General features: G+C 29.5%; 16 protein-coding genes. All 16 read left to right on the forward strand.

All coding sequences use genetic code 11. The annotated features are described in order from the left end of the window. Positions 1-4: 4 nt before the first annotated feature. The 16 genes from AB8B22_RS00680 to AB8B22_RS00755 all read left to right on the forward strand — a co-directional run bounded on the left by AB8B22_RS00680 (position 5) and on the right by AB8B22_RS00755 (position 12,770). Positions 5-475 (forward strand): 23S rRNA (pseudouridine(1915)-N(3))-methyltransferase RlmH, encoded by a 471-nt coding sequence (locus tag AB8B22_RS00680; protein WP_094079400.1) that lies wholly within the window; start codon positions 5-7, stop codon positions 473-475. 11 nt (positions 476-486) lie between these two features. Then, positions 487-912 (forward strand): hypothetical protein, encoded by a 426-nt coding sequence (locus AB8B22_RS00685; RefSeq protein ID WP_094079399.1) that lies wholly within the window; start codon positions 487-489, stop codon positions 910-912. Between the two features lie 21 nt (positions 913-933). Next, a complete protein-coding gene (locus AB8B22_RS00690; protein ID WP_314080087.1) occupies positions 934-1,305 on the forward strand; it encodes a DUF1934 family protein in 372 nt (123 codons plus the stop codon). 25 nt (positions 1,306-1,330) lie between these two features. Next, positions 1,331-2,824, forward strand: coding sequence for a lysine--tRNA ligase (gene lysS / locus AB8B22_RS00695; protein ID WP_369711193.1), 1,494 nt, complete (start codon positions 1,331-1,333; stop codon positions 2,822-2,824). Positions 2,825-3,004: 180 nt separating this feature from the next. Next, complete coding sequence (locus AB8B22_RS00700) at positions 3,005-3,943, forward strand: Hsp33 family molecular chaperone HslO (protein ID WP_369711194.1); 939 nt, start codon at positions 3,005-3,007, stop codon at positions 3,941-3,943. A gap of 185 nt (positions 3,944-4,128) precedes the next feature. Continuing rightward, on the forward strand, positions 4,129-4,392 hold the full coding sequence (locus AB8B22_RS00705; RefSeq protein WP_369711196.1) for a hypothetical protein: 264 nt from the start codon (positions 4,129-4,131) through the stop codon (positions 4,390-4,392). After that, entirely contained in the window at positions 4,392-5,045 is a 654-nt protein-coding gene (locus AB8B22_RS00710) for an ATP-grasp domain-containing protein (RefSeq protein ID WP_369711198.1), read from the forward strand. The genes AB8B22_RS00705 and AB8B22_RS00710 overlap by 1 nt, the downstream gene beginning before the upstream one ends. A gap of 37 nt (positions 5,046-5,082) precedes the next feature. Continuing rightward, positions 5,083-5,748: a 5'-methylthioadenosine/adenosylhomocysteine nucleosidase gene (locus tag AB8B22_RS00715; RefSeq protein WP_369711199.1), complete on the forward strand. Its 666-nt coding sequence runs from the start codon at positions 5,083-5,085 to the stop codon at positions 5,746-5,748. A 28-nt stretch (positions 5,749-5,776) separates the two neighbouring features. Then, positions 5,777-6,673 carry a quinolinate synthase NadA gene (nadA, locus tag AB8B22_RS00720; protein WP_369711201.1) on the forward strand — a complete coding sequence of 299 codons (897 nt, stop codon included), beginning with the start codon at positions 5,777-5,779 and terminating at the stop codon, positions 6,671-6,673. A 1-nt stretch (position 6,674) separates the two neighbouring features. Further along, positions 6,675-7,976, forward strand: a complete 1,302-nt coding sequence (locus tag AB8B22_RS00725) for an L-aspartate oxidase (RefSeq protein ID WP_369711202.1) — start codon at positions 6,675-6,677, stop codon at positions 7,974-7,976. Beyond that, complete coding sequence (nadC, locus tag AB8B22_RS00730) at positions 7,954-8,808, forward strand: carboxylating nicotinate-nucleotide diphosphorylase (RefSeq protein WP_369711203.1); 855 nt, start codon at positions 7,954-7,956, stop codon at positions 8,806-8,808. The genes AB8B22_RS00725 and nadC overlap by 23 nt, the downstream gene beginning before the upstream one ends. 22 nt (positions 8,809-8,830) lie before the next feature. Next, complete coding sequence (locus AB8B22_RS00735) at positions 8,831-9,136, forward strand: MazG nucleotide pyrophosphohydrolase domain-containing protein (protein ID WP_369711204.1); 306 nt, start codon at positions 8,831-8,833, stop codon at positions 9,134-9,136. 39 nt (positions 9,137-9,175) lie between these two features. Continuing rightward, entirely contained in the window at positions 9,176-9,292 is a 117-nt protein-coding gene (locus AB8B22_RS00740; RefSeq protein WP_082719398.1) for a MarR family transcriptional regulator, read from the forward strand. Between the two features lie 404 nt (positions 9,293-9,696). After that, a complete protein-coding gene (locus AB8B22_RS00745) occupies positions 9,697-10,941 on the forward strand; it encodes an RNA-guided endonuclease InsQ/TnpB family protein (RefSeq protein ID WP_369711205.1) in 1,245 nt (414 codons plus the stop codon). Positions 10,942-11,074: 133 nt separating this feature from the next. After that, a complete protein-coding gene (locus tag AB8B22_RS00750) occupies positions 11,075-11,764 on the forward strand; it encodes an SPOR domain-containing protein (protein ID WP_094079393.1) in 690 nt (229 codons plus the stop codon). A 16-nt stretch (positions 11,765-11,780) separates the two neighbouring features. Continuing rightward, the gene (locus tag AB8B22_RS00755; protein WP_369711206.1) at positions 11,781-12,770 is read left to right on the forward strand and encodes a DHH family phosphoesterase; all 990 of its coding nucleotides are present in this window, start codon (positions 11,781-11,783) and stop codon (positions 12,768-12,770) included. Positions 12,771-12,807: the final 37 nt, after the last annotated feature.

Raw genomic sequence — 12,807 nt, forward strand, 5'->3', positions numbered from 1 at the left:
AAATATGATAAGAATTAATATAGTGTGTGTTGGAAAGATTAAAGAAAAGTATATAAAAGATGGAATAGAAGAATTTTTAAAAAGGTTGTCAAAATATGTAAAATTAGATATAATCGAATTAACTGAAGAAGATGACAACAAAGGGATAAAAAATGCCGTAGATGTTGAAACACAAAGAATAATAGATGCAATTAGTAAAAAAAATTATTCATACAGCATTTTGCTGGATTTATCTGGAAAGATGATGACATCTGTGGAGATGGCAGAAAAAATAGAGAAAATTTCGCTTACAAGCAGTGAAATTAATTTTATAATCGGCGGCTCAAATGGAGTGGCTGACAAACTTAGAGAAATTGTCAATTTTAGGTTAGCATTTTCTAACTTTACATTTCCGCATCAATTGATGCGACTTATATTAGTTGAACAAATATATAGATGGATTTCGATAAATAATAATATAAAATATCATAAATAGTGGAGGAAATTATGTATTCAGCTGGTGAAGAATTTGAGAGATACAACGAAGAAGATGAATTGGAAAGTTTTACTTGTATTGCCAATGTCAATACTGATGGCAAGGAATATTTAGTGTGCGATGATGAAAATGGGGATAAAAGAGTTTTTTTTTATGACAGTATTGAAGAAGAAATAAAAGATTTGGACGAAGACGAGCAAGAGCGAATTTTGGAGATTTGGGACAACGAATATTATGGTTCTGATAAGGATTATATGTATTGGAATGAAGATTTCGGAGAATATGACAAAGATGATAATTTTGAAGAAAAAATTGATGAGAGTGATTTTGGCCTGCTTGATGATGACGAAAATGAGTTTTTGGCGGAAGAAGATGATGATGAAGAAATTGACGAGGATTTAGATGAATTTTTGGATAATTTCTTGGATGAAGAATAAAAAATTAAAAAAAGGAAAATTATGAAAATAAAAATAAAAAGCTTGGATAAATTTTCACAAAATTATGAAAAAGTGTTTGAACTTACAAAAGTAATAGATTTGGACGAAAAGAAAGAGTATCATTACAGCGACGAATATGGAAGGTGTAAAATCGTTGACTACAATGATTTTGTCGAGATTTACCGTCGCGGAGAAATCAATTCAAAGCAAGTGTTTAAAGTCAGTGAACATACACCATTTATTTATATGACAAAGCAGTTTCATACAAAATATAAAATTTTTACAAAAAAATTTGAAAAAGAAAATGACAAAATGACGTTAGAATATGATATAATGGATGATGACAATGTAATAAACAACATAAAATTAAATATTTATTTTATGAAAAAATAAAAGCAAAACAAAGAAAGGAAAAGTGATGAGTAATCAAAAAAATCGAACGCCAAATGACAATGGTATAATAAAAGAAAAATTAAAAAAAGTAGCTGAATTAAAAGAGATGGGAATTGAGCCTTATGGAAGAACTTATAACAAAGAAAACGATATTTCCGAAATCAATAAATATAATGAAACATGCGACAAAGTATTTAAAACAGCGGGAAGAATTGTAGGATTCAGAAGAATGGGGAAAAATGGATTTGGAAAGTTGCAAGATCCAACTGGGCAAATTCAATATTATGTGAAAAAAGAAGAAGTGGGGGAAGAACAATACGAAATTTATAAAAAATTGGGACTTGGAGATTTTCTTGGAGTTGAAGGATCGTTATTTAGAACTAAAACTGGAGAATTGACATTAAGAGTAAAATCTTTTGAAGTTTTATCAAAAAATGTAAGACCGCTTCCAGAAAAATTTCATGGATTAACTAATGTGGAAACTCGTTACAGACAAAGATATGTTGATTTAGTAATGAATAGAGAAGTTATGGAAACTATGAAAAAAAGATTCCAAGTTATTAGATTTTTTAGAAGCTATTTAGAAAAAAAAGGTTTTACTGAAGTTGAAACTCCGATGATGCATCCAATTGCTGGAGGAGCGACTGCAAGACCATTTGTAACACATCACAATGCTCTTGATATGGAGTTATTTTTAAGAATTGCACCAGAACTTTATTTAAAAAGATTATTAGTCGGTGGATTTGAAAAAGTATTTGAAATAAACAGAAGTTTTAGAAATGAAGGAATTTCTGTAAAACATAATCCAGAGTTTACAATGATGGAGCTTTATCAAGCTTACGCTGATTTTAATGATATGATGGATTTGACAGAAGACTTAATTTCAAATCTAACTTTAGAGCTTCACGGAAAATATGATATTGAATATGAAGATAAGACAATTAATATGGCAAAACCTTGGAGAAGAGTTACAATGAAAGAAATTGTAAAAGAAAAAACTGGATTTGATTTTGATTCAATTTCAAGCGATGAAGAAGCTGTTTCAATCGCAAAAGAATTCGGAATTCCTTTAGAAAAAGATAAAACTTACACAAAATTTGGAATCTTAAATTTATTCTTTGAAGAAAAAGTAGAAGAAACATTAATTAATCCAACATTCATAACAGAATATCCAAAAGAAATTTCACCGCTTTCAAAAAATCAAAAAGGTGAAACTGAGTGGGTAGATAGATTTGAGCTATTTATTTCAGGAAGAGAGTTTGCAAATGCGTACTCGGAATTAAACGACCCGCAAGATCAAAAGGAAAGATTTGAAGAGCAGGTTAAATTAAAAGAAGCAGGAGATGACGAAGCTCAAGGAATGGATTTAGACTACATAAGAGCACTAGAATATGGAATGCCACCTGCAGGAGGACTTGGAATCGGAATAGATAGACTTGTTATGTTACAGACAAATTCTGCTTCAATAAGAGATGTCATTTTATTTCCAACTCTTAGAAAAGAAGACATTGATTTATAAATTATTTAGTTTAAAAAAATATTATTTAATAAAATTTTTTCTCGCTACGCTAATTTTAGATAGTGAGATTTTTTTATTTTGTTTTTCTAGTAAAAATAGTTTTGAAAATATAAAAAAATATTGTATAATTTACACATAAAGTGAAAATTTAAATATAGGTAATAATAGAAAGTGGGAAAAATGGGAAAAAAATCAGAATTGATAAGAGGGACAAGTAAATGTGCCAGATTTTTTGTCTGTGATACTACACAAGTTGTGAAAGAAGCACAAAATATACACAGACTGGATGCGATTGCAACAGTTAATTTTGGAAAACTGCTTACTGCCGCAGCTATGATGGGAAAGGATTTGAAAGTGGCAGATGGACTTATTTCGGTGGAAATAAGCGGTGACGGAGCTTATGGGAAAATGGTTGCAACTGCGAATATGAAAGGCCATGTAAAAGGATATGTTGGAAATACTTCAAATGCTAAACTTGTAGACAAAGATGGAAATTTCGTGAGAGATGAAAAAGGGAGAATTAAACTTATTGGTGATGGAATAATGCAAGTTAGAAAAGATATTGGACTAAAAATGCCTTTTTCTGGAATGGTTGCGCTAGAAAATCAAGATATAGCAGACATTGTTGCAAGTTATTTTTTACAGTCGGAACAAATAAAGTCAGTTGTTGCACTTGGAGTAAAACTTAACGAAGATGGAACTGTAAATCGTGCAGGAGGTTATTTAATTCAGCTTCTTCCTGGCGCAGAAGATGATTTTATAGATAAACTGGAAGATAAGTTAAGAAAAATTAGAAGTATTACAGAATTATTAAATGGTGGATTTAGTCTTGAGAGAATAGTTGAGCTTTTGTATGAAGATATTTCGGTGTTTGAAGAAACTGAAGATGTTGATGGAAATCATAAAAAGAAGTATGTTGAAAATTTTGAAATTTTGGAAAAAAGTGAAATTGAGTATAAATGTAACTGTTCAAGAGAAACATTTTTAAAGGGTTTAATCACTTTGGGAAAAGAGCAAATTGATGAAATCTTGAAAGAGCAAGGGAAAATTGAAGTGGAATGTCATTTTTGTGGGAAAAAACACCAATTTGAAAAAAAAGATTTTGAAGGAGCATTTTAATTTAAAGTAATTAAAAAAGATTTTTAAAAATAAAAAAAATTCATAAATTAATTTTTAAATTTTTTTCGAAAATAAATATTAAATAAAAAATAAAGTGAAGTAAAGAAAAATAAGTAAAAAAAAACAAAATAAACAAAATAAAATAAAATATAATAAAAAAAAGAAAAAAAGAAAGGATTTAAAAAATGAGTAAAATAAGAGTAGGAGTAATAAGAGGTGGAGTTTCGACAGAAAGAGAAATTTCATTGAAAACTGGAAGTGAGATTGTAGCAAATTTGAATAGGGACAAATATGAAGTGTTTGATATTGTAATTGACAAGGAAAATGAAGTTTTTGAAAAAGTAAAAGATTTAAATCTTGATTTTGCTTATATTGCACTTCATGGAGTTTTCGGAGAAGATGGAAGAATACATTTTACAAAGTCTTGGAGTAGCATACAGTTGGCGTGATGTCAAGTGCAGTTTGTATGGACAAGGAATTTTCTAAAAGAATTGTCGCAGGATACGGAGTTAGAATTGCAAAATGGATAAGCGTTCGTCGTGGAGAAACTGCGAATTTCGATGAAATAAAAGAAAAATTGGGAGATAAAGTTGTTGTAAAACCAAATAGCGGAGGTTCAAGCATCGGAGTAAGCTTTGTTTCTAATCAAGAAGAACTTGACAAAGGGCTTGATTTGGTGTTTAGCATGGATAAAGAAGCTCTTATTGAAGAAGTTTTAACTGGAGTTGAAATTAGTGTTCCTGTGATTGATGGAAAAGTTTTTCCAACTATAAGAATCGAAGCACTTGCAGGAGATTATTTTGACTTTGAATCTAAATATGCAAAAGGCGGGGCAAAAGAATATGTCTATGAATTTAGTGAAAAAGTTCAAAACGAAATAAATAAATTTGCAAAAGATAGCTATTATGGATTAAAATGTGAAGGTTTTTCAAGAATAGACTTTATGGTGGTAAATGAAGACACGCCTTATTTTATGGAAGTAAATACGCTACCTGGAATGACTGCCGCAAGTTTACTCCCTAAAAGTACAGCATCTCTAGGTTATAATTACGAACAGACATTGGATTTATTAATAAATTCTTCGATTGATGTAGAGAGATAAAATAAAAAATAAATAAAAAGGAGTTAAATTTTAAATTATGATTGGAATTATTGGAGCTGTCGATGAAGAAGCGGCTGAAATAAAAAAAGAAATTAAAGATATAAAAGAAGAAGTGATAAGTGGAATTTCTTTTTTCCGTGGAAAATTTAATCAAAAAGAAGTCGTTTTTGTTCAGTCAGGAATTGGAAAAGTTAATGCGGCGATTACTGCGACGCTGTTAATAGAAAAATTTGATGTAAAAACTGTTATTTTTTCAGGAGTTGCAGGTTCGTTAAGTAAAGATTTGAAAGTTGGAGATGTCGTTGCGGGAGTCGATGTCGTTCAGCACGATGTCGATGCCACGGCATTTGGCTACAAAATGGGACAGATTCCACAGATGAAACAGTGGGCTTTTGAGACAGACAAAAATCTTTTGGAAAAAGTTCAAAATATAAGTCATAAAGTTGTTTTGGGAAGAATTTTAACAGGGGATCAGTTTGTCAGTAAAAAAGATGTGAAAATAAAACTGGGAGAAGATTTTTCGGCACTTTGCGTGGATATGGAAAGTGGCGCTGTGGCACAAGTTTGTAGCCGCTTAAATGTAAAATTCTTAATAATTCGTTCTATTTCTGATAGTATTACTGATGAATCAGATATGGAATACAACAGTTTTGTAAAATTGGCAGCAAAAAATTCAAAAGAAATTTTGAAAGAAATAATATAAAAATTTATGGAATATTTTAGGAGGAGTAATGAAAGAGAGAATAAAAAAATTACAAAAAGAAAAAGATGTGGCGATTTTAGCTCATTATTATGTAGATGGAGATGTACAGGAGATTGCTGACTATGTTGGAGATTCTTTTTATTTAGCCAAGACTGCGACAAAGCTGAAAAATAAGACCATAATAATGGCAGGAGTATATTTTATGGGTGAAAGCATAAAAATTTTAAATCCAGAAAAAACAGTGTATATGGTTGATATTTATGCTGACTGTCCTATGGCACATATGATAACTATAAAAAAAATAAAGGAAATGAGAGAAAAGTACAGCAATTTGTCGGTAGTATGCTATATAAATTCAACAGCTGAAATTAAAGCACATTGTGATGTCTGTATAACTTCATCCAATGCACTTAAAATTGTAAGTAAATTAAAAGAAAAAAATATCTTCATAGTTCCTGATGGAAATTTAGCCTCATATATTGCAAAACAAGTAAAAAATAAAAATATTATTTTAAATGAAGGTTATTGTTGTGTACATAATTTAGTGCATTTGGAAAATGTAAAGAAATTAAAAGAAGAATATCCCAATGCAAAAGTTTTGGCTCATCCAGAATGCAAGGAAGAAATTTTAAAATTAGCAGACTATATCGGGAGTACAAGCGGGATAATCGCCGAGACTTTAAAAGAGGGAGATGAATTTATAATTGTAACTGAAAGAGGAATTAGATTTGAAATATATAAGAAAGCTCCTAATAAGAAATTGCATTTTGCAGATACTTTGATATGCAGAAGTATGAAGAAAAATACCTTAGAGAAAATTGAAAAAATTTTGACGGAAGGTGGAGATGAACTGAAAGTTGATGATGAAATAGCTAAAAAAGCTCTAATTCCTTTAGAAAGAATGTTAGAATTGGCAGGGGATTGAAATGAAAGCTGAAAATTACGATGTAGTTATAATTGGTTCTGGAGTTGCAGCATTGATTTGTGCTTTGACATTAGATGACAGTATAAACATATGTTTAATAACAAAAAAGAAGCTTAAAGACAGTAATTCTTATCTTGCACAGGGTGGAATATCTGTTTGCAGGGGAAAAGAGGATAGAGAAGACTATATTGAAGATACTTTAATTGCAGGTCATTATAAAAATGACAGAAAAGCAGTCGAAATATTAGTTGATGAATCAGAAGAAGCTGTAAAGACTTTGATTGAAATGGGAGTAAAATTTACAGGTGATAAAAAAGGTCTTTTCTATACAAGAGAGGGAGGACACAGAAAATTTAGAATTTTATATTGTGAAGATCGAACTGGTAAATACATAATGGAAAGCCTTATAAAAAAAGTTTTGGAAAAAAAGAACATAAAAACAATAGAAAATTGTGAATTTTTAGATATAGTTGAAGAAAATAATACTTGTCTTGGTATTGTAGCCAAAAATAAAGAAATATTTTCCATAAGATCTAAATTCACAGTTTTAGCAACAGGAGGGATAGGCGGAATATATAAAAATACTACAAATTTTTCTCATATAAGAGGAGATGGAGTAGCAGCAGCTATTAGACATAATATAGAATTAAAGGATATTTCGTATGTCCAAATACATCCAACGACATTTTATACAAAAGATAATGAAAGGAAATTTTTGATTTCGGAATCAGTAAGAGGGGAAGGAGCGGTGCTTTTAAATCAGAAGTTGCAAAGATTTACAGATGAGTTAAAACCTAGGGATGAAGTCACAAAAGCAATACTGAAAGAAATGAAAAAAGACAAATCTGAATATGAATGGTTGGATTTTAGCACAATAAAATTAGATATTGAAAAAAGATTTCCAAATATTTATAAACAATTAATAAAAAAAGATATAAATGTATTGAAAGATAAAGTTCCAGTAGTTCCTGCTCAGCATTATACAATGGGAGGAATCAAGGTTAATATGGATTCAAAAACTTCAATGAAAAATTTGTATGCTGTTGGTGAAGTTGCCTGTACGGGTGTTCATGGGCAAAACAGGCTTGCAAGCAATTCATTATTAGAAAGTGTTGTGTTTGGAAAAAGAGCGGCCCGTTCGATTAATGTTGAAAATAACATCTCTAATTATAATAATGTGGCAGCAGATAATGCTTTTAAAAATATTGAAAAAGAGGTTTTTGAAATAGAAAATAAAATAAAAGAAAATAAAAATATTATAGAGCAAAGGATAAAAGAAGATGAGTTTGAGAAAAATAGATAAATTTCAAATGGATGATTCAATCAAATTAGCATTAAAAGAGGATATTACTTCAGAAGATGTAAGTACAAATGCAATTTATAAGGATGATAGACTGGCGGAAATTTCTTTATATTCCAAGGGAGAAGGAATTTTGGCAGGACTTGATGTATTTAAAAGAGTTTTTGAGTTAAATGGTTCTCCTGTTTTTACTGAGTATAAAAAAGATGGGGATGAAGTTTTTAAAAAAGATCTGATACTAAAGATAAGAGATGATGTAAAAGCATTGCTATCTTCTGAAAGAGTAGCTTTAAATTATTTGCAAAGAATGAGTGGAATTGCAACTTATACAAAAAAAATGATAGAAGCGCTAGACGATAAAAACATATATTTACTAGATACAAGAAAAACTGTTCCGAATATGAGAATATTTGAAAAATACGCAGTTGTAGCTGGTGGAGGGCATAACCATAGATATAATCTTTCCGATGCGATAATGTTAAAAGACAATCATATAGATGCCGCTGGTTCAATAACAAAAGCTATAAAACTTGCTAGGGAATATTCTCCTTTTATTAAAAAAGTTGAAATAGAAGTTGAAAATTTAGAAGGGGTGGAAGAGGCAGTTAGAGCTGGGGCAGATATAATTATGCTTGACAATATGGATATAGAAACTATCAAAAAGGCTATAAAAATTATAGGAAAGAAAGCTGTAATAGAATGTTCTGGAAATATAGACATTAATAATATAAATCGCTTTAAAGGATTGGAGATTGATTATGTTTCAAGTGGGGCTATAACACATTCAGCTAAAATTTTAGATTTAAGTCTAAAAAATTTGAGGTATATAGAATAAGAAAGAAAGGGGATAAATTTTTATGAAAAATAATATTGAAGATATGACACTTGAAGAAGTCCAGTATCTGATTAAAAGAATAGAAAAAGGGACTTTAGATGAAAGCAGAGATAAGGAAGAATCGCAGAAAAAAAAAGAAAATGGACAAAGATTAGTTTTAAAATTAATTGAGGAATTTGGGGAACTGGCTGAAAATATTAGAAAAAATATGAGGTTTGATGGACAAAATATAAAGGGGACGATTGAGGAGGAAGTATTTGATGTATTTTATTATATTGTTGCGATTGCGAATTATCATGAAATTGATTTGGAAAAAATCTTTTATTAAATAGTGCAAGAACACTCGCGACTTTAGTCGTGAGATGAATTGCACAAAAATTTTAGTAAGCATATAGGGAAACTTGTATGTAGACACGGAGCAAAACCGTGCAACAAAGAAACTGAATTGCTGGGAACTCTTAAAGCTAGTATAACCACAACATAATACCTTCGTTCAAATATGGTATAAGTGTGATGGTAGCGAAAGCAGAAAAAATATACTAGATGGTGCAAGGTAAAATCCTAAACATTATGATAATAGACAATCAGCAGCTAATCCTGAAAAGGAAAGTTCAACGACTATCCCTCGTGAGGGGAGTACAATACAAGCGATAGGTATTGGAAGTGGTTTCGCCTAAGTCCTTGAAATAGGATATGGATAAGATATAGTCTGTGCTTGTTAGAGATAACAAGAAGTTCATAAGAGAACTGCATAAGTAGTAGCGTACTTATGTGAACGACGCTTCCCACTATTGTGGGGTTTTAAAAACTTTAAAAATATTTAAAAATAAACAGATAAAATGTAGAATACATGATATAATATCTCTGATGAAAAGGAGGTGATTATATATGTATTTAACATTAAAACAACAGGTAAAACATCTTAGTAAAAAAGAGTTTAGAAATTTAAAATATTTGTGCCATATAGCCAAGAACTTAACTAATGAAGCTATATATAATATTAGACAGTATTATTTTAATAAGAAAAAGTATTTAAGCTATAATGAAAACTATAAAATGCTTAAAAATAGTGAGAACTATAAAAAATTAAATTCTAATATGGCTCAACAAATTCTAAAAGAAGTAGACGGAAGCTTCAAATCATTTTTTGGACTTTTAAAACTTGCTAAAAATGGTCAATATAATGGTAAAATAAAATTACCTAAATATTTTGCTAAAGATGGATTTACAACTCTTGTTATAGGTTTTGTTAGATTAAAAGATGATATGCTGATAGTTCCTTATTCAAATTTGTTTAAGAAAACTCATCAGGAAGTTAAAATTAAGCTACCACCAGTATTAAAAGACAAGAAGATAAAAGAAATTAGAATAATACCCAAACAACATTCTAGGTACTTTGAAATTCAGTATACTTACGAAGTAGAAGAAGTTCAAAGGGAATTAAATGAAAACAATGTATTAGGAATTGATTTAGGTATAGATAATCTTTGTACTTGCGTAACTAACAATGGAGCTTCATTCATAATAGATGGTAGAAAATTAAAATCAATGAATCAATACTACAATAAGATAAATGCAAAATTACAAAGTATAAAAGATAAGCAAAAGACCTCCCGCACAACATTAAGACAAAAGAGAATAGCTAGAAAGAGAAATAATCGTATAGAAGATTATCTTTCAAAAGCAGCAAGAATAATTGTTAATTATTGTCTTAATAATGATATAGGAAAACTAGTTTTAGGATATAACGAGAATTTTCAAAGAAATTCAAATATAGGAAGTATAAATAATCAGAACTTTGTAAATATACCATATAGAAAATTAAGAGATAAATTAATATATTTATGTAAACTATATGGAATAGAATTTAAACTGCAAGAAGAAAGTTATACATCAAAAGCAAGTTTCTTTGATGAAGATGAAATTCCAATATATGATAAAGAAAATTCACAAAAATATATATTCAGTGGAAAAAGGATAAAAAGAGGACTATATCAAACAAGCACAGGTAAAATCATAAATGCAGACTGTAATGGAGCATTAAATATTCTAAGAAAAAGTAAAGTTGTGGACTTAAGCGTCCTATACAATAGAGGTGAACTGGACACGCCTAAAAGAATAAGGATAGCATAGGACTATCAAACTTCTTAGAAAATTTTTAAATATTTTTAAAGATTTTAGAACCCTGCGACTTTAGTCGTGGGAGGTTCAGTAATTATGGTATTACATTAAAATATTTTTTACTATTTTAAGAAAGGGGAAAAATATGAGTTATCGATTAAATCCGTATAAAATTTTGAGAAGTGTGGCAATTCTAGTAGTTATTATTTGTCTAGGAGTTCTTACTTTTAATTTTAAAAAGTCTAAAGAAACTACAACAAATGAAATAAAAAAAGATGTAAAAGTCAGAGAAAAAAATTTTTTTAAATCTAAAGATTACAAAAATAACTTGACTTTGCCACAAAAAAATATTGAAGAAAATAATAAAAATGTCATAAATGATTTAAAGACTGATGACAACAAAACAAAAAATATAAATTTACAAGATGCAGAAAAAGATAAAGATAATAAAAAAAATGAAGATGAAAAAAAAATTCAGGAAAAGATTAAAGAACAACAAAGAAATAATCGACAAGAATTAGAAAAACAAAAACAAAAGGCAAAAGAGGAAGCCGCAAGAATTGAAAAGGAAAAAGCACAAAGAGCAAAAGTTGAATCCACAAAAGGTCCCAAAAAATATATTCAAGTGGCATCTGTAAAAACAGAGGCTTCAGCTAGAAGTATAACAAAAAAATTGGGTGGAAATTTTTATTATAAAAAAACGGTTGTGAATGGAAAAACAGCATATGTTGTGATGTCTAATATGACAAATGACCAAAATAAATTAAATTCTATGCAAAAAACTGTAAAATCTAGATATGGCGGTAGTTATATGGTAAGAGGCACAGGAAAATAAAAAAAGAAGGTGAAGAATGAAAAAAAATTTTAGAGGAAATATTATGCCAAAAGAAATTGGAGAAAAAATCAAAAAATCAAAAAATATTGTGTTGACAGCTCATATAAATCCTGATGGAGATGCGCTTGGTTCACTTTTAGCATTTTATTTTATGATAAAAAAATTTGATAACAAAAAAAATGTTCAAATTGTGGTAGATGACAAATTGCCAAAATATATGCATCATTTTGAAGATACAAAGCTTATTTTAAGCTATGAGAAGTTTTTACAGGAAAATGACTTAAAAAATAAAAAAAATGATCTGTTTATAAGTCTGGACTGTGCAAATGAAGAGCGTTATCAAAAATCTGTGGAAATAAAAAAACAAAGTGAAAATTCAATAAATATTGACCATCACATAAGTAACACAGAACACGCCGAATTCAACTACATAGAAGATATTTGCAGCACTTGTGAGCTTTTATATCAGTTTTTGAAGATATTTGGTATTGAATTGGACGAAAGAATTGCCAAGTATATGTATCTTGGAATAATTAATGATACAGGAAATTTTAGACACGACAATGTTACTGAGCACACATTTTTTGTCTGTTCCAAATTAATAGGAGCGGGAGCAGATAATCATAAAATTGCAAATATAATTTTTGCCGTCAGTGAGAAAAAAATAGACTTTTTTGGCGAAGTTTATAAAAATAAAAAAATTGATCATAACTACGGTTTTGCATATTACTATTTGACACAGGAAAAGATGAAAGAACTGGGAATTGAAAAAGATGACACCGACGGAATCGCTGAAATGCTTTTAAAAATAGAAGGTATGGAAATTTCGCTTTTTGCAAGAGAAGAAGTGGACGGCTCGGTAAAAGGAAGTTTTCGTGCAAATAATAAATACAATGTAAATGAATTAGCACAAAACTTTGGTGGTGGCGGTCACATAAAAGCGGCAGGATTTAGAACTGAATTGACTTTTGACGAAATTGTAAAAAAAGTGTATGAAAAACTTTAAATTTTGTAAAAATAAAAAAAGAGGTAAAAATCTATGT

The organism is Leptotrichia rugosa, assembly GCF_041200005.1.
Taxonomy (GTDB): domain Bacteria; phylum Fusobacteriota; class Fusobacteriia; order Fusobacteriales; family Leptotrichiaceae; genus Leptotrichia; species Leptotrichia rugosa.